This is a genomic window from Halopseudomonas pelagia (genome assembly GCF_009497895.1).
Classification (GTDB): domain Bacteria; phylum Pseudomonadota; class Gammaproteobacteria; order Pseudomonadales; family Pseudomonadaceae; genus Halopseudomonas; species Halopseudomonas pelagia_A.
The window spans coordinates 1,693,177-1,711,139 of sequence record NZ_CP033116.1 but is presented as its reverse complement, the minus strand read 5'-3'; the positions used below and the strand labels follow the sequence as shown (position 1 = coordinate 1,711,139).

The 17,963-nt window shown below is 56.3% G+C and carries 17 protein-coding genes and 1 tRNA gene; 5 read left to right on the top strand and 13 right to left on the bottom strand.

The features are described from left to right. Positions 1-5 precede the first annotated feature (5 nt). The 3 genes from flgM (at position 6) to EAO82_RS08120 (ending at position 1,662) form a co-directional block, all read left to right on the top strand. On the top strand, positions 6-317 hold the full coding sequence (gene flgM / locus EAO82_RS08130; protein WP_096346134.1) for a flagellar biosynthesis anti-sigma factor FlgM: 312 nt from the start codon (positions 6-8) through the stop codon (positions 315-317). Between the two features lie 50 nt (positions 318-367). After that, positions 368-829: a flagella synthesis protein FlgN gene (locus EAO82_RS08125; RefSeq protein ID WP_096346135.1), complete on the top strand. Its 462-nt coding sequence runs from the start codon at positions 368-370 to the stop codon at positions 827-829. 83 nt (positions 830-912) lie between these two features. After that, a complete protein-coding gene (locus EAO82_RS08120; protein ID WP_096346136.1) occupies positions 913-1,662 on the top strand; it encodes a flagellar brake protein in 750 nt (249 codons plus the stop codon). 48 nt (positions 1,663-1,710) lie between these two features. Here the strand turns inward: EAO82_RS08120 and EAO82_RS08115 are convergent, their stop codons facing one another. The 3 genes from EAO82_RS08115 to EAO82_RS08105 form a co-directional block, all read right to left on the bottom strand. Next, on the bottom strand, positions 1,711-3,027 hold the full coding sequence (locus EAO82_RS08115) for an MFS transporter (protein WP_096346137.1): 1,317 nt from the start codon (positions 3,025-3,027) through the stop codon (positions 1,711-1,713). 293 nt (positions 3,028-3,320) lie between these two features. After that, a complete protein-coding gene (locus EAO82_RS08110; protein ID WP_096346138.1) occupies positions 3,321-3,683 on the bottom strand; it encodes a DUF2237 family protein in 363 nt (120 codons plus the stop codon). 323 nt (positions 3,684-4,006) lie between these two features. Beyond that, entirely contained in the window at positions 4,007-5,083 is a 1,077-nt protein-coding gene (locus EAO82_RS08105; RefSeq protein ID WP_096346139.1) for a GGDEF domain-containing protein, read from the bottom strand. A 277-nt stretch (positions 5,084-5,360) separates the two neighbouring features. Between EAO82_RS08105 and EAO82_RS08100 the strand changes: the two genes are divergently transcribed. Beyond that, positions 5,361-5,813, top strand: a complete 453-nt coding sequence (locus tag EAO82_RS08100) for a GNAT family N-acetyltransferase (protein ID WP_096346140.1) — start codon at positions 5,361-5,363, stop codon at positions 5,811-5,813. Between the two features lie 75 nt (positions 5,814-5,888). Here the strand turns inward: EAO82_RS08100 and EAO82_RS08095 are convergent, their stop codons facing one another. From EAO82_RS08095 to EAO82_RS08065, 7 genes are all read right to left on the bottom strand, one after another. Next, the gene (locus EAO82_RS08095) at positions 5,889-6,665 is read right to left on the bottom strand and encodes an amino acid ABC transporter ATP-binding protein (protein ID WP_096346141.1); all 777 of its coding nucleotides are present in this window, start codon (positions 6,663-6,665) and stop codon (positions 5,889-5,891) included. Positions 6,666-6,676: 11 nt separating this feature from the next. Next, a complete protein-coding gene (locus EAO82_RS08090; RefSeq protein WP_096346142.1) occupies positions 6,677-7,774 on the bottom strand; it encodes an amino acid ABC transporter permease in 1,098 nt (365 codons plus the stop codon). A gap of 8 nt (positions 7,775-7,782) precedes the next feature. Beyond that, a complete protein-coding gene (locus EAO82_RS08085) occupies positions 7,783-8,967 on the bottom strand; it encodes an amino acid ABC transporter permease (RefSeq protein WP_096346143.1) in 1,185 nt (394 codons plus the stop codon). Between the two features lie 101 nt (positions 8,968-9,068). Beyond that, complete coding sequence (locus tag EAO82_RS08080; RefSeq protein ID WP_096346144.1) at positions 9,069-10,097, bottom strand: amino acid ABC transporter substrate-binding protein; 1,029 nt, start codon at positions 10,095-10,097, stop codon at positions 9,069-9,071. A gap of 385 nt (positions 10,098-10,482) precedes the next feature. Further along, positions 10,483-12,807 carry an FdhF/YdeP family oxidoreductase gene (locus EAO82_RS08075; protein WP_096346145.1) on the bottom strand — a complete coding sequence of 775 codons (2,325 nt, stop codon included), beginning with the start codon at positions 12,805-12,807 and terminating at the stop codon, positions 10,483-10,485. Continuing rightward, positions 12,804-13,664 carry a formate dehydrogenase accessory sulfurtransferase FdhD gene (fdhD, locus tag EAO82_RS08070; protein ID WP_096346146.1) on the bottom strand — a complete coding sequence of 287 codons (861 nt, stop codon included), beginning with the start codon at positions 13,662-13,664 and terminating at the stop codon, positions 12,804-12,806. The genes EAO82_RS08075 and fdhD overlap by 4 nt, the downstream gene beginning before the upstream one ends. A 114-nt stretch (positions 13,665-13,778) precedes the next feature. Further along, positions 13,779-13,857, bottom strand: a tRNA-Arg gene (locus tag EAO82_RS08065). 346 nt (positions 13,858-14,203) lie between these two features. On the opposite strand from EAO82_RS08065, the gene EAO82_RS08060 reads away from it, so the two are divergent. Then, positions 14,204-14,530: an Arc family DNA-binding protein gene (locus EAO82_RS08060; protein ID WP_096346147.1), complete on the top strand. Its 327-nt coding sequence runs from the start codon at positions 14,204-14,206 to the stop codon at positions 14,528-14,530. A gap of 85 nt (positions 14,531-14,615) precedes the next feature. Here the strand turns inward: EAO82_RS08060 and EAO82_RS08055 are convergent, their stop codons facing one another. Genes EAO82_RS08055 through EAO82_RS08045 form a run of 3 tightly spaced genes read right to left on the bottom strand, consistent with a single transcriptional unit; the run spans position 14,616 to position 17,846 of the window. Further along, a complete protein-coding gene (locus tag EAO82_RS08055) occupies positions 14,616-15,752 on the bottom strand; it encodes a sodium ion-translocating decarboxylase subunit beta (RefSeq protein WP_096346148.1) in 1,137 nt (378 codons plus the stop codon). 11 nt (positions 15,753-15,763) lie between these two features. Further along, entirely contained in the window at positions 15,764-17,548 is a 1,785-nt protein-coding gene (oadA, locus tag EAO82_RS08050) for a sodium-extruding oxaloacetate decarboxylase subunit alpha (protein WP_096346149.1), read from the bottom strand. Between the two features lie 49 nt (positions 17,549-17,597). After that, positions 17,598-17,846 (bottom strand): OadG family protein, encoded by a 249-nt coding sequence (locus EAO82_RS08045; protein ID WP_096346150.1) that lies wholly within the window; start codon positions 17,844-17,846, stop codon positions 17,598-17,600. Between the last annotated feature and the right edge of the window lie 117 nt (positions 17,847-17,963).

Sequence of the window (17,963 nt, the reverse complement as noted above, 5' to 3'; positions counted from 1 at the left end):
ACAGAATGGTTATCGATTTCAACACCTCCAACAGCGCCAGCCGCAGCGCGCAGTCTACCGCGGCAAACAGCAAGCGCGACGCAGCTGAAGCGTCACGCCCTGCGGAGCAGACCCCTGCCGATCCAGGCGGCAGCGCTGAGAACGGGGTGAAGCTGAGTTCCCAGGCCCAACAGTTGCAAGCCATCGAAGAACGCTTGCGCGATCTGCCTGAAGTAGACAGCGAGCGCGTTGCCCAGATTCGTCAGGCCATCAGTGACGGCTCCTACCAGACCGACAGTGCGCGCATTGCAGACAAGCTTCTGGCTCTCGAGGAATAATCCGGAGTACCATCCAGAAGCTTTGCTGACACTCGAGGCGGAGAACCCGGATGGAACACTTGAATACGCTCTTTTCTACCGCAATAGTTGATGCGGAATCCTTTACTGCGTTGCTCGATCAGGAACACAAAGCCCTCGTCGATCGTGACATGCCTGCCCTAGAGTTATTGTTGGCCGAGAAAGCGCCGCTGGTGACCAGCCTCGCCGAGCACGATCGCGCCATCATCACCTACTGCCAGCAAATGGGCATCCAGCCGGGCGAGAGCCTTGAGCATCATTTAGCTACCACGCAGACAGCGGCACTCTTGAGCACCTACCACGCTTTCAAGGACGCCTTGCAACGCTGTAAAACGGCTAACGAACGTAACGCCCGGTTAATTCGGCACAGTCAACAAGCGACCGGACAGCTACTCGACCTGTTACGCAATCAGGGCGAGTCAAGTCAGAACATTTATGACAGCCAGGGTCTTTCCAGCAGAAGCGGCACACCACGTAACCTGACCAAGGTATAAGTTGGCATTGCACCGAGCTTCGATGCTGCGCGGCTCTCATGCTGTATAGTAAACGCCTGATTTTCTGATACCGAGAGCCGTCAGTGTCCACCTTATTCAACCAAGAAGCTGGTCCACAGCCGCCGCGCGAAGTGCGCTCCGCCATTGAGATCCTGTCGTTACTGAAAAATATTCAGCAGCGCCACGATCCACTTACCATCACCTTCATTGATCGCACCCAACGGTTTCAGAGTTTTATCGTCAAGATCGATACCGACTCCAAGCAGCTATGGCTGGATGAAATGATCCCCCGTGAAGGAGACCGGTATGCGTCCATGGGTGAGTCCTTCCGGTTAGAGACCTGGATTGACGGTGTACACATCCGTTGGCAGTGCCCGGGCGCTCGGACAGTCATGCTTGACGACGCACCCGCCTACCTTGCGGCAGTGCCGCAGGAAATGATCTATCACCAGAAACGCGGAGCCTTTCGCGCCGCGGTACGCCGTAGCCTGGATGTAGGGATCGGCATCGTCCACGCGAAGCGCGCTGTAGTCCTGACCGGTAGCATCATGGATATTTCCGCTACCGGCTGCAAAGCACGGGTGGCGGGCGACTGCAGTCATCAGTTGCCCCCCGGTGACGAGTTCGAGCTCAGTTATCTGCAGTTGCCGGACAACGGCAGGAGCAGCCTGACCCTGGAAGTGCGTCACGCCAACTATGAAAGCGCGATCGACGAAACGCACATTGGTCTGCGCTTCAAACAACCCAGCCCGCTCGTGCAGCGGCAGATCGACCGGTTCGTCAACTTCCTCCAACGCGAAGCCCGACGTTTGGAGAAAGACGATCTATTCTGAGCTGCGCTCGCAACCTAGCGCAGCTCTACCGAGGTAATGCTAGCCGAATCAGCCTGGCCGGTGGTCGTCCTGATCTTCATCGCGCTCGGACGCCTTGACGTGACCATCATCGCGCATCTGCTCTTCCACCATATGTTCATCTACCCGCGGGTCCATTGCCGCAGCCAGCGACGAGCTGACCAGATTACCCGCGGCGGGCATAAAGTGTATCGGCGCGTCTGGCACAAGGTGTTCCCCACTGACCGCCTCTGGCCGCACACGCAGGACCAGAATCAGGGTGCAGCAGGCCATAAACACATACAGCATGTGAGCGCCCATGGCTTTCATCAATACCGAGCCGAGCAGCGGCCCGACACTGGCTCCCAGACCGAAAGTCACCAGCAGCATAGCTGATAACGGCACCCGGTCGTCGGGCTCGACATGGTCGTTTGCCAAAGCCACTGCCAGCGGATACAAGGTAAATGCCAACACGCCAAACAGCGAAGTCAGCGCCATCAAGCCGAGGGGCGACATGTCCGCCAGCGCGATCAGCAACACCACGCCCGTCAACACGATGGCATTGACCTGGATCATCCGACTACGATCCAACCGGTCAGACAACCAACCTACTGGCCACTGGGCGACCAGACCCGCGCCAATGGTCACCGCCATGAAAATACCGATATCCGAGGTCGCCAGCCCGCTCACCGAGGCAAATATGGGCGCCAGACCATAAAACGACCCCAGCAGCAAACCCGACACGCCCACTGTAGTCAGCGCCAACGGGATACGTTCGATAAACAAACGGATTTTCATCGGAGCCGGGTGCAGCGGTGCCGGGTGGATACGGTTGGTTACCGCTACCGGCACCAGGCAGAGAGAAAAACACATGGAGACGATCAGCAGATGGCGGATATCCAGATCCGGCATGGCGGTCAGTACCACTTGCCCCATCGCAAGCCCCAAAAAGGTCACACCCATGTAACTGGCAAAAACCATCCCGCGCTGATGCGATTCGGCCTGTTCGTTGAGCCAACTCTCGAGCACCATGTACTGGCACATCATCGCCATACCCACCAGCAACCGCAGGACCAGCCATACCTCGACGCTTGAGGTCATGGCATGGCCAAGAACGGAAGCGGTGACTACCCCGGCACTGGCCACAAAGGCGCGGATATGACCTACACGGGCTATGAGCCGGTGACCAATGGAAGCGCCCATCACCAGACCAACGTAATAGCCGGTCATTAACAAGCCGATCCATATTTCGCTGGTGCCATCTGCGGAGAGGCGCAGCCCGAGATAGGTGCTGAGCAAGCCACTACCCAGCAGCATTAACAAGGTGGCGAAATACAACGAAGAAAAGGCAGTAAGACTTCTGGGCATTAAAACTCCGGCATCAAATCAAATTACATAAATAAAGGGTGACATTACTGTTGGTCATATTAGAACAACAATAGAAATAGCAGATGACACCGACTGACATAATGGCAGGAGGTTATTCATCATTGGATTATTGGTTTTATCGGGGGGACACAGCAAAAAGCGACGCTGGCTACCTGCGTGAAGACCGCAGAGATAGCAACTCTTTGGACATCTGAACCGGCGCCGATGATACCACCAGCGTCACGGCAAATACACAATGCCAGCCAGCTTCCCCGCCTTCTACCCGGCTGGCTTCACACATGCGCCTTCAATACATCCAGATCAATAATGTCAGTCACCGATTCATGGCAACTTTCCAAAATCACCGGTGGGGCGCACCCCGCCTCAAACGCTTCTTTCCAACGCGTAGCACACAGGCACCACTTGTCTCCCGGCTTTAACCCTGGAAAATCCCAATCTGGTCGCGGGGTGATCAAATCGTTTCCACGGGTCAAGCTGTACACCAGAAATCCCTTGGTCAACACCGCACAAACGACGTGTTTACCGAGGTCCAGATCGCCCGTCCGGCAGTAACCATCACGATAAAAGCCTGATCGAATCTCAAGACCGCATGGCTCAAGCGGCGTACCCAGTACATTCTTGTTAATCACATGCATGCTTAACTCCTGGCTGCCAATAGGTTCAGTTCTTTTCCGTGCAGCAAATGCTGAATTTACCCTGTGCAGTTCATTAAGCAACCACAAGATTGTGAAAACCTATGACATTGCCCATGTGCAAAAGACCTTCCAGACTGACCTGCTTAACTTTTGAAATTGGCAACGCGATGGCTGAGTGGCTCTCCTGATCCTAGCGGCTCGGCACCTGCCTCCTCACAGAGTTCGCTTGCCAACAGTCTCACGGCCTGGGCCAACGCAAGAGCGTTTGAAAGTCCTCATAGTTTAATTTGGGGAGCACCAGCGCACCTCTGCTCACTCCGCGCTCAGAGTTCGGCAAGCTCCAGCTCCACCCGATTGCGCCCACCCTCCTTGCCTTGGTAAAGCGCTCGATCTGCGCGGGCAATGGCCACGCTGAGATCTTCTCCGAGGCGGTATTCGCTAACACCGATGCTGAGCGTGACGGACAGCGCGAACCCTTCGCACTCCCACTGATCCTGCTCCACAGTAGCGCGCATGCGCTCGGCGATCAGCAGTGCCTGCTCACCATCGGTGTCCGGCAGCAACGTCAGAAATTCCTCTCCGCCCCAGCGCCCGAGCGAGTCCTGAGTGCGCAACACGGATGTCAATAAAGCGCTCATCCGTTGCAGCACGCGATCGCCCATGTCATGCCCGTAACGATCATTGAATTGCTTGAAGTGGTCGATATCCAATAATAGGAAGGTTAATTGCAGCGGATGACGCTCACAGCGAGCAATTTCCTTTTCCGCCAACTCGATCATATGCCGACGGTTGAAGAGTCGTGTCAAGGGATCGGTAGTCGCCATGAACTGCAACTTACGCTGGGCGCTGCTGACGGTATTGACGTAGAACAGCGAAAGATAGCTGAACATGCAGAACACAACGGTCAGATTGAACAAAAACACACCCAACAAGGCGTTCGACGAGATCGGCTGCAGCGGCTCTACAAACCACATCATTGCGTACAGCGAAACGTAGAATGCCCATAGACCTGCTACGGCTATCCATGCACGAGTAGTGGTCATCCCGGCAAAAAGCGCGGGGATGAACATCAACAGAAAGTAGTGGAAACCGCTGTCCCAGCCGATAAGCAAGGTGCCCAGGGCCGCGTGTATTATCACTTCAGTCCAGATAAGCGCGATGGCAAGCCCGTTACGTCGGGTACTCAGCAGATGAAATGCCGCAAGGTACAGGCTAACGCTGGCAATGTTGATCCATGCCAAAATGGGCGAGCCAAGCAGATGAAATAAAAAGAAGAATGCTACGTCGACACTGGCAGCCAACTGGCAGCAACGTCTGGCGAGCTGCCAGAACTGCGGCCGCGAATGCTTTCGCCGCCCCACTGGCTCCAACCCGGTCTCAGTTTTTCGTCCCTGTGCCATGCAGCAATTCCATGCTAAGACCGATCTAGCGGCCTGGTGATGTCGCCCAGAGGTTGAGAGACGCGATCAGTGTGAGCCAAGTATAGCCCAAAGCCATCGCAACAGAACCTTCCTTAACGTTGCCCCGTACTCGTTATATAACCCACTCGGATCATGCAGACTCTGTTCATTTTCAGGCTTGCCGAAGCCCATTTGAAACACCTGGATAACTGTACCTGTTACCTCCCCGCTTACCCGCCTAATATCCAGATAGACCTAGCCCACGCACAGGAGACGTATGAACATCAGACCCGCGCAACCCACCGACCTGCCCCAGCTGCTGCAGTTTGAACAAGGCGTAATTGAAGCGGAACGGCCCTATAACGCAGATATTCGCAATCAGGCCCGTTACTACGACCTGAATCAGTTGATAGCCGATGAGCAGTCTTTGTTGCTGGTGGCGGAACAGAACGGCGTACTCGTGGGCAGCGGCTACGCGCAGCTGCGCGGATCCAAGCCGCATCTGCACCATGATTTTCACAGCTATCTTGGATTTATGTACGTGAAACCGGCGTATCGCGGTCAGGGTGTCAATCGGGCGATCATTGCCCGGCTAATGGCCTGGAGTAGAGAAAAGCAGGCCACGCACTGCTATCTGGATGTTTATGCGGGCAACTCTGCGGCTGTTCGCGCATATGAAAAAGCAGGGTTCAGCAGTTCATTGATGGAGATGAAACTGCGCCTTGAGTGATCGCCCTGCGTTAATCTGCAGCGCGACCAACGCAATGCAGCGACCAGCCCTGAGAGCTGATCGCTGCGCCAGGGGTTAATGAATAATCTGACTAAGAAACAACTTGGTGCGCTCGTTCTCAGGATGGTTGAAGAACTTCTCGGGCTCTGCCTCTTCCACGATCTCGCCCTTGTCCATAAAGATCACCCGGTTCGCTACCGTGCGGGCAAAACCCATTTCGTGGGTCACGCACAACATGGTCATGCCATCCTCGGCGAGGCCGATCATGGTATCCAGCACTTCCTTGACCATTTCCGGGTCCAGCGCAGATGTTGGCTCGTCGAACAGCATGATCTTCGGCTGCATGCACAGGGCGCGGGCGATCGCCACGCGCTGTTGCTGGCCGCCGGACAACTGGCCCGGGTACTTCAAGGCCTGCTCGGGAATCCTCACCCGCTCGAGAAAATGCATCGCCAGCTCTTCGGCCTGACGCTTGGGCATCTTGCGTACCCACATCGGCGACAAGGTGCAGTTCTGCAATACCGACAGATGCGGGAACAGGTTGAAGTGCTGGAACACCATGCCGACTTCTCGGCGTACTGCTTCAATATGCTTGAGATCGTGGGTCAACTCGGTGCCATCAACGATAATACGTCCCTGTTGATGCTCTTCCAGCCGGTTGATGCAACGGATGGTGGTCGATTTACCCGAGCCGGACGGACCGCAGAGCACAATGCGCTCACCCTGCTGAACGTCCAGATTGATATCCTTGAGTACATGAAACTGGCCATACCATTTATGCACTGCCTGCATCTGGATCATGCCGGCGCTGTCGGCCGGCTTCACTGTCAAATCATTCGCTGTATCAGTCATTTCTCGTACTCCTAATGCTTGTGGCCGGTGTCCAGCTTGTGCTCCAGATGAATGGAGTAGCGGGACATGCCGAAACAGAAAATCCAGAAAACCAGCGCGGCAAATACATAGCCCTCGGTGGCCATACCCAGCCAGGCGGGATCGGTGGTGGCCTGCTTGATGCTGTTAAGCAAATCGAACAGCCCGATGATGATGACCAGACTGGTATCCTTGAACAGCGAGATGAAGGTATTGACGATACCGGGGATGACCATTTTCAACGCCTGCGGCAGTATCACCAGGCCCATTACCCGCCAATATCCCAAGCCCATTGCCTCGGCCGCTTCATACTGACCTTTGGGGATCGCCTGCAGGCCACCGCGGACCACCTCAGCCACATAGGCTGACTGGAACAGAATCACGCCGATCAAGGCGCGCATCAGCTTGTCGAAGCTCATGCCTTCGGGCAGAAACAACGGCAGCATGACTGACGACATGAACAGCACCGTAATCAACGGCACCCCGCGCCAGAACTCGATAAAGGTCACGCAGATAACGCGTATCGCGGGCATGTCCGAGCGTCGGCCGAGTGCCAGCAAGATGCCCAGTGGCAACGCACCGGCAATGCCCACTGCAGCAATGACCAACGTCAGCATCAAACCGCCCCAGCGGCTGGTACGCACGTGTTCCAGGCCGAAAACACCACCGCTGAGCAGGCAGTAGGCAATAATTGGATAGATCACCAGAAAGGCGATTCCATACAGCCCTTTGCGCGGCATCGCCGATACAAACAGCGGCGCCGCACCGACTATTGCCAAAATCGCGGTGAGATCGACTCGCCAGCGCAGTTCCGTCGGGTAAAACCCATACATGAATTGCCCGAAACGCTGCTGAATAAATACCCAGCAGGCCCCTCCACTGGTGCAATCGGCACGCGTTTCTCCTACCCAGTCGGCCTGGACAAAGGCCCACTGAATGATGGGCGGCACCATCAGCCAGATCAGATAAATTGAAAACAGCGTCAGAAGGCTGTTGAACCAGGATGAGAACAGATTCGCTCGCAACCAGGCGAGAAAGCCAATTGCCTGTCGCGGCGGCGGCATGTCCGGTTTGAAAGTGTGTGTTTGCATGGCTGTTCCTATCGCTCGATCAGCGCAATGCGCTTGTTGTACCAGTTCATCAACATCGAAATGCTGATACTGATGGCCAGATAAACGCTCATGGTGATCGCGATTACCTCAATAGCCTGTCCGGTCTGATTCAGTACCGTGCCGGCAAACAGGGAAACCATCTCGGGGTAACCGATGGCGGCCGCAAGCGAGGAGTTCTTCGCCAGATTCAGATACTGGCTGGTCAGCGGAGGGATGATCACGCGCAGCGCTTGCGGAATGATGACCAGCCGCAAAGTCCGCCCGGCTGGCAGGCCGAGTGAATAGGCCGCCTCGGTTTGGCCGTGACTGACCGACTGAATACCCGAGCGGACGATCTCTGCAATAAATGCGGCGGTGTACATGGTCAGCGCCAACGTCAGCGCAATCAACTCGGGGATCATCACCCAGCCATTGCGAAAGTTGAAGCCGGTCAGCTCTGGCACCGACCACACCACTGGCGACCCGGCGACCATGACTGCCAGTCCCGGGATGACCAGGAGAATACCGACAGCACCAAGAGACACCGGAAATATCTTACCGCTCGCTTCACGCCGAGCTTTCGCCCAGCGGGCCAGAAAGACAATGGCAACCACCGACAGCAACAACGCAGCCATAAACAGTCCGAAGGTGTCGGACAGCATCGGCGAAGGCATATACAGGCCCCGGCTGTTGATAAAGAAAGCATCCAGCACGCTCAAGCTCTGACGTGGCCCAGGCAAGCTGAGCATCACCGCGAAATACCAGAAGAGGATCTGCAGCAGCGGCGGGATATTGCGAAAGATCTCGATATAGACAGTAGCCAGTTGCCGCATCAACCAATTGGGCGAAAGCCGTGCCACGCCAAGCAGGAAGCCCATCAGCGTCGCCATGACGATGCCAATCACCGATACCAGCAGAGTGTTGAGCAAGCCGATCAGAAATACGCGGCCGTAGCTGTCACTCTCGGTGTATTCAATCAGATGCTGAGCAATCCCGAACCCGGCAGTATTATTGAGAAAAGCAAAGCCGGTGGTGATGCCGCGCTTTTCCAGATTGGTCATGGTGTTGTCGTACAGAAACCAGCCCATCGCCACCACCAATACAATGGCCAACAGCTGGAACATCCACGCGCGCGCCTTGGGATCGGTCCAGACCGAACCCTGCGGGCGAGGTACTTTTGTAGCAGTTTGCATAGAAGCCCTCATAGAACACTCACGCCCGCACAGGCGGGCATGAGGTTCACATCATAGGAACACCGACGGCAGTCCCGGGATGGACTGCCGTTCTGATCGGATCAGCGCACCGGCGGTGCGTACTGGACCCCACCTTGGTTCCAAAGGGCGTTAAGACCACGTTCGATTTTCAGTTCGCTGCCAGCGCCAACATTGCGCTCGAAGCTCTCTCCGTAGTTACCGACTTGTTTGATGATCTGGTAAGCCCAGTCCTTAGGCAATTTCAATTCCTTGCCGTACTCACCTTCGCCACCCAGCAGACGGGAAATATCCGGATTTGCTTTGGATTTGGCCATTTCATCAACGTTCTCCGAAGTCACTCCGAGCTCCTCGGCGTTCAGCATGGCGAACAGTGACCACTTGACGATGTTGAACCACTCGTCGTCACCCTGACGCACTACCGGGCCCAGCGGCTCCTTGGAAATCACTTCAGGCAGAACCACGTAATCGTCTGGCGAGCCAAGCTTGATGCGCTGTGCATACAGCTGCGACTGGTCAGAGGTGAGGACGTCGCAGCGGCCTGATTCCAAAGACTTGGCGCTTTCGTCGGACGTGTCATAGGTGATCGGTGTGAAGCTCATGCCGTTAGCACGGAAATAGTCAGCAGCATTCAACTCGGTAGTAGTACCGGCCTGAATACAAACCGTCGCACCGTCCAGTTGCTTGGCACTCTTGACCTCAAGCTTCTTGTTCACCAGAAAGCCCTGACCGTCGTAGTAGTTTACACCGGTGAAGTTCAGGCCCAGGCCCGCATCGCGCGAACTGGTCCAAGTGGTGTTACGTGAGAGCACGTCCACTTCGCCAGACTGCAGCGCGGTGAAACGCTCCTTGGCGGTCAGTGGGCTGTAGCGGACTTTGGTCGCATCGCCAAACAGCGCGGCGGCTACGGCGCGGCACACATCCACATCCAGACCCAGGTAGTTACCTTTTTCGTCGGCATAGGAGAAGCCTGGCAAACCATCACTGATACCGCATTGCACAAAACCTTTCTTCTGAATCTCGTCCAGCGTAGTGCCCGCGTGGGCAATGCTGCTGACGCCTAGCGCGGCAGCTGTTGCGAATACTGCCAGAGTGGTTTTCACCATATTCATGCAAAATCTCCCATTCTTCTATTATTTGTTGAGGAGTCTCTTCTCCGCTACCTGCATCGGAAAACGCAGGCGCTCCACCATGACAGCAATGCTGTGATACTGGAACGGAAATCGCCTTGAAAAAGCCGGCTTGAGACTATTGGCGAGTGCCAATCTCAGTCCCGACAATTACTGCAAGGGCTGTACCAGTACAGTTAAGTTCACAGTAAAGAATCTTTCACGGTCAAAACGTTTAGCATTGCGACATATTCGTTACAGATTTGACGGTCCGGCACAGAAAACTGCGCTATCTCGGCGCAGCAGCTACCCACAACGGGGCGAGAGGGTTCAAAAATGGGGCAGACCCAGCCGCTTTCTGCACGGCTGACTAACTTGAAGATCAGCTTTATTGAAGAGCGACGTTAATCTGGTTAGCCGTGTCCGCTGCACTGGCCTCAAGACGCACGGCGATGAATTTCGATGCGGGAGTAAAGCTGCCCTCGCCATAGCTATCCAACGCGACAAGGGGGTTGGTCTCGGGATAATAGGCCGCGGCCTGGCCTGGCGGCACATCGAACTCCAGCAGCGTAAAGCCCTTGACGCGCCGGTCGACCCCATCCTCCCACAGCGCCACCAAATCGACCTTTTGACCAGGCACAAATCCCAGACGCCGGATATCCAACGCATTGATGAACAGTACTTCGCGCGTGCCCTGTACGCCGCGATAGCGATCATTCAGCCCATAAATCGTGGTGTTGTACTGATCATGAGAGCGCAGTGTCTGCAGGATCAGGTCGGGTGTCTGCCCGGTCGCCAGCACGCGTTCGTGCAGCAAAACCTTTGGCAACGGATTGGTGCTGAAAGTCGCCTTGGCCGCCGGAGTATTCCACGTCATCGAGTTGACCGGGTTGGCCAGATGGAAGCCACCAGGCTGAGCGAGCCGCTGGTTGAAGTTTTCAAAGCCTGGAATAGTCACACTGATCAGCTCGCGGATTCTGGCGTAATCGTCGGCCAGCTCGCTCCACTGCACCGGCCTATTTCCCAGTGTGGCTTGGGCCATACCGGCGATGATGGCGGGCTCGGAACGCATTTGCCGGGATAACGGGGGCAGTTGCCCGTGGGACGCATGGATCATGCTGAACGAGTCCTCTACGCTGACCGCCTGGGGGCCGCTGGCCTGGATATCGATATCCGTGCGTCCCAGGCAGGGCAGAATCAGTGCATCGCGACCGGGCGTCAAATGACTGCGATTGAGCTTGGTGCTGATCTGTACTGTTAGTTCGCAGCGCTGCAGAGCCTGGTGGGTGCGTGGGGTGTCCGGCGTGGCCTGGGCGAAATTGCCACCCAGCGCCACAAAAACCTTGATCTGACCCGCCAGCATCGCATTAATGGCTTCAACCGTGTTGTGTCCCTGCTGGCGCGGGACGGCGATAGCAAACTGACGCTCAATGGCATCCAGCAAGGCGCCATTCGGACGCTCATTGATGCCCATGGTGCGATCACCCTGCACATTGCTGTGACCGCGCACCGGGCAGAGCCCGGCACCCGGTTTGCCTAATTGCCCGCGCAGCATTTGCAGGTGCGCAATTTCCTGGATGGTAGCCACCGCATGGTGATGCTGGGTAATGCCCATGGCCCAGCAGATAATCACTCGCTCGCAGCGCCGATAGCGCTGCGCGGCCTGCTCAATCTCCTCGCGGCTCAAACCCGACTGCTGTGTGATCTGATCCCAGGGGCTGTGATCCAGCAGCGCCAGATAGCTTTCAACTCCATGGCAATGCTCGGCGAGAAAGCCCCGATCAAACACTGCCGGCCCACCCTGCTCCAGTGCCTGCTGCTCCCAGTCCCACAGGCACTTGGCGATGCCCCGCAGCGCTGCCATATCACCGCCCAGCGCCGGGCGGAAAAAGGCGGTATTGAGCGGCGACGAAGTATTGCTGAGCATTTCCAGCGGGTTCTGCGGATGCTGGAAGCGCTCCAGGCCCCGTTCACGCAGCGGATTAAAACACACCACCTGCGCCCCGCGCTTTACCGCTTCCTTGAGCGGCTCCAGCATGCGGGGATGATTAGTGCCAGGGTTCTGGCCAAAAATGAAGATACCGTCAGCCAAGGCAAAATCTGCCAGCGTCACGCTACCCTTGCCGGTGCCGAGACAGGCATCCAGAGCCACACCGCTAGCCTCGTGGCACATGTTCGAACAATCGGGAAAATTGTTGGTGCCCAGCGTCCTGACAAACAATTGGTAGAGAAACGCCGCTTCGTTACTGGCCCTGCCAGAGGTATAAAATTCTGCCTGATGCGGGCTCTCCAGCGCATTGAGGTGACTCGCAATCAGCGCAAAAGCTTGCTCCCAGCTCACCGGCACGTAGTGATCCGATGCGCGGTCATAGCGCATCGGATCGGTCAGACGGCCTTGATATTCCAGCCAATAGTCACTCTGTTCGCGCAACTGACTAACGCTGTGGCGGGCAAAAAAATCCGCCCCTACTGCACGGCCGGTCGCTTCCCAGTTCACTGCCTTGGCGCCGTTCTCGCAAAACTTGATATGCGCTGATTCGGCCGAGTCACCCCACGCGCAGCCGGGGCAATCAAAACCACCATGCTGGTTGGTTTTGAGCATCGCCCGCAGGTTCTTGATTGGCTGCTTGCTGTCCAGCCAGGCCAGACCGACACTGCGCAGCGCGCCCCACCCTGCGGCAGGTCCTGTGTAGGGCTTGTAGCGAGCAGTCATGCGAGGTCCCGTGTCAGCTGAGGGGTATAAAGTCGCGGGGCGCCGCTATGCGGCAGATGGACCAGGTTCAAACCGTGGCGAACGGCCCAATCGACGCTGAGCGCGGTCGGGGCAGACAAACTGACCAACGTCGGTAGTTGCGCGCGAATGGCCTTCTGAATCAACTCCAGGCTGCAACGGCTGGTCACCGCAACAAAGCCTCTTTTGTAGTCGATCTGCTGGCGATACAGCGCACCTATGAGTTTGTCCAGCGCGTTATGCCGGCCGATATCTTCGCGGCACAGTGTTATCGTACCTTGTTCATCGACATACAACGCAGCGTGCATCGCGCCGCTGGCCCGAGCGAGCTGTTGGGCCTGATCGATACGGCCCCGCAGGTCGCCAAGATGTTCCCACGGAGGCAACAAGCTCCTACTGAGCGGTATGAGATTTGGTAGTGCCAGCGCCATCGATTCAACACCACACAGCCCGCAGCCGCTGCTACCGGCCAGATGCCGACGCTGCAGCGTCAACGCATGAAACGCCCGGCTGCTGATTTGCAGCGCGGCCTGCCAATGCCCACCCTCGCCACTCAGCACCAGATCGAAAATCTCATCGACAGAACCGATCAATCCGTTACTCAGGCTGAAACCGAAGGCGAAATCCTCAAGATCATGCGGCGAGACCATCATCACCGCCTGGGCGATGCCGTTATAGCTCAACGCCAGCGCGCATTCCTCCGCCAGCACGGCAGAACCGGCGGAGCCACCAGCATCCAGCTCAACAAATCCCTGGCGGTTGGCCACACCCGCAGTTGCCGCTGCGGCATGCCGCAGTGAGCTAGTATTATCATCAACAGGATTGGAACGGTAAGGCATGTGCTGCCTGCAGAATAGCTATTGGATGGCTCTAGCCTAAGCCCTGGCGCCAGAGACGTCCATCGCCTGCGGCGAAATCCCGCAAGGAGATAAAACTCGATAATCATGCTTCCGTGGTGCGCGAGCCCGGATTCGAACCGGGGACCTACCGCTTAGGAGGCGGTCGCTCTATCCAGCTGAGCTACAAGCGCGCTTCGGAAATAGCCTGACGGATCAACGCCGTATCGACATAGCACCGCAACAGCGCGTGCATATTACCCGATCACGGCCGGGATTGGCCACCAGTGCAGGTCGCGACCGCCCGTAGTTGCACAATGCCACCTGTCGGAAATACGTCACAAATTGGAGGCATTTTTCTGTCGCGCACTGACACGTAGGGATAAAACAGGTATAAAGAGCTGAATTGGATCCTTGTAGGCAAGTCAGCCCTGCGCAGAGGCAAATTCTATGCTTGGAGCTAAACTGACTTAAAAGGCAACTGGCCAGTTTCCAATTGGCCAGTATCGATTTTATTCTCTCAAGCGATTAATGTTGCCCATATGAAAACTGCTACCCAACATTACACCAGTCGTACTGCTGACAAATTCGTCGTTCGCCTGCCTGAGGGTATGCGTGAACATATCGCCGAAGTTGCCCGGCAGCATCACCGCAGCATGAATTCCGAGATCATAGCCCGGCTTGAACACAGCCTGCTGGATCTGCCTACGCTGCCCGAGCAACCCTCTAGACAGCTACTTAACGATAAGCAGCTGGATGGCCTAAGCCACCCCGAGCGCGACCTGCTACTGCGATTCCGTGAAATGAGCCGACGCCAGCAGAATGCTCTGCTCGCGCTACTGCCCGGCGAAGAACAGCAACAGGCCTGATAACCAACCCTGAACAATTGATATTTACCTGACCCACAAAAAAACCGCTCAATGAGCGGTTTTTTTAATTCTGCCAAGCAGGTTTCTAGCCAACGAAGGACAACAGGATACCCGCCGCCACCGCCGAACCAATTACACCTGCCACGTTTGGCCCCATGGCGTGCATCAGCAGGAAGTTCTGCGGATTAGCCTCGAGACCAACCCTGTTCGATACTCGCGCCGCCATCGGCACAGCGGATACGCCGGCAGAGCCGATCAAGGGGTTGATCGCCTGCTTGCTAACCGCGTTCATCAGCTTCGCCATCAACACGCCCGAGGCAGTGCCCACACAAAAGGCAATCATCCCCAGTACCAGAATACCCAGCGTGGTCAGTTGCAGGAATGAATCCGAAGACAGCTTCGAACCCACTGCCAGCCCCAGCCCCATGGTGACGATGTTGATCAGAGCGTTCCGCGAAGTATCCGCCAGACGCTCTACCACACCGCACTCACGCATCAGGTTACCGAAGCACAGCATCCCCACCAACGGCGCAGCAGACGGCAACAGCAACGCCACCAACAGCAGGAGCAGTATCGGGAAAATGATTTTCTCGGTCTTGCTCACGACTCGAAGCTGGGTCATGGTGATGGCCCGCTCTTTTTCAGTGGTCAGCGCACGCATGATCGGCGGTTGAATCATGGGCACCAGCGCCATGTAGGCGTATGCAGCCACAGCGATGGGACCCAACAACTGCGGTGCGAGCTGGGAGGTAACGAAGATAGAGGTGGGACCGTCAGCACCGCCGATAATGGCGATCGAGGCAGCCTCCTTCAACGTAAACTCAAAACCCGGAATACCCCAAGATGTCAGCGCCAATGCGCCCATCAGCGTACCGAAGATACCGAATTGCGCAGCAGCGCCCAACAGCAAGGTTCTAGGGTTGGCCAGCATTGGACCAAAATCGGTCATCGCTCCCACGCCCATAAAGATCAAAAGCGGAAACACGGTCGTGGGCAAACCCACTTGGTAGATCAGATACAACAGGCCGCCCGGATCACCCATCGCCGCTACCGGCAGGTTGACGAGAATGCCGCCAAAGCCAATCGGGATCAGCAGCAACGGCTCAAAACCCTTGCGGATAGCCAAATAGATCATGCCCAGACAGACCAGGATCATGATTACCTGACCCAGTTCCATCTGATAAATCCCTGTCGACTCCCATAATTGGAGAAGGTTATCCATCCAGATTCTCCTTAACCTATGGTCAGCAAGGTGTCGCCGACGCTAACCGCATCGCCCACTTTGACATCGACAGAACCCACGGTGCCGGCCTTGAATGCCTGCACTTCAGTTTCCATTTTCATGGCCTCGAGAATGATCACCACATCACCCTCTTCAACCATGTCGCCTGGTGTGACCAGTACCTTGAAGATATTGCCTGCCAAAGGTGCTTTTTGCGGCTCACCGTCACCAGCAGGCGCAGACGCTGCGGCCGCAGGTGCAGAGGCACTTTCACCCACAGGCTTGATGCCGGTGATATCACCACCATCAGCCACTTGAACAACATATTCCTTGCCACTCACCGTAACGGTGTAGACCTCGGGCTCGCCAGACTTGGCAGCCGCGGCTACTTCCTTGCCGGTAGGCACAGGTTCGAAGGCGTCAGGGTTGCCACGATTTTCCAGAAACTTCAGACCGATCTGCGGGAACAGGGCGTAGGTCAGCACGTCATCGATTTCGTCCGCCGCCAGCTTGATACCCTTTTCCTTGGCCAGACCTTTAAGCTCTGCAGTCAGTCTGTCCATTTCCGGCTCAAGCAGATCGGCAGGGCGGCAAGTAATGGCTTCAGCACCGTCCAGAACTCGCGCTTGCAGCTCCTTGTTGAAAGGTGCAGGCGCTGCGCCGTACTCGCCCTTAAGGATACCGGACGTTTCCTTGGTAATAGACTTGTAACGCTCACCGGTCAGCACGTTGATCACCGCCTGGGTGCCGACAATCTGCGAGGTCGGCGTCACCAGCGGGATAAATCCGAGGTCTTCGCGCACCCGCGGGATCTCTGCCAGCACTTCGTCGAACTTGTCGCCAGCGCCCTGCTCTTTCAACTGGCCTTCCATGTTGGTCAACATGCCGCCGGGGACCTGGGCAACCAGAATGCGCGAATCGACACCCTTGAGATTGCCTTCGAATTTGGCATATTTCTTCCGCACTTCGCGGAAATAGGCCGCTACTTCTTCAAGCAACAGCAAATCCAGACCGGTATCACGCGGGGTGTTCTGGAATATCGCTACAACCGATTCGGTTGGCGAATGGCCGTAGGTCATCGACAGGGAGGAAATCGCGGTATCGACATTGTCGATCCCCGCTTCGGCCGCCTTGAGGATCGCTGCGGTAGACAGTCCCGCTGTCGCATGGCACTGCATGTGTACCGGGATGCTCAAGGTCTCTTTCAAGCGGGTAACGAGATCAAAGGCAACGTAGGGATTGAGGATGCCAGCCATGTCCTTGATCGCGATGGAGTCAGCACCCATGTCTTCGATCTGCTTGGCCAGGTCTACCCACATTTCCAGGGTGTGCACAGGACTGGTGGTGTAGGAGATGGTGCCTTGGGCATGTCTGCCCTGCGCCTTGACTGCCTTAAGCGCAGTTTCCAGGTTGCGCGGATCATTCATCGCATCGAATACGCGGAACACATCCACACCATTGACCGCCGCACGCTCAACGAACTTTTCCACTACATCGTCGGCATAATGACGATAGCCCAGCAGATTCTGACCACGCAGCAACATCTGCTGGCGGGTATTGGGCATGGCTTTCTTCAGTTCGCGGATGCGCTCCCAGGGGTCTTCACCGAGATAGCGGATACAGGAATCAAAAGTCGCGCCACCCCAAGACTCAACTGACCAGAAACCCACTTGATCGAGTTTGCCCGCGATCGGCAACATGTCATCCAGGCGCATGCGCGTCGCCAGAATGGATTGATGAGCGTCGCGCAGAATGACATCGGTAATGCCCAAGGGCTGCTGCTTGGTATCGGTCATAGTGTTATGGCCTTTCTAGTTTTTAAGATAAAACGTGCAATTGGGTGTATCAGGAACGACTGCGGTGCTGCTTGATGGCTGCACCGATAGCCGCTATCAGTTCGGAATCAATCGTCGCGGGGGCCTTCGCACGTCTTGGCGGGGCCTTGGGTACTGGTAACGCTTCCGGAAAGTAGCGGGTCAATACACGGGACATGCCGGTGGTCACCACGACCAGCAGGATAAGGAACACGAAAACCGAGCCCATGCCGAGCACCATCAGTTCCAAACCAGTCATGATCAAATTGGACGAATTCATTGTCTCTCCAGCAATGATACAGCGCATCAATAAATGCGCATCGGCGGAATCAACGGGACTTATTCAGCACAGGAACACATCAAGTTACGTAAATCCTGCACAGAATTCATCCCAAAG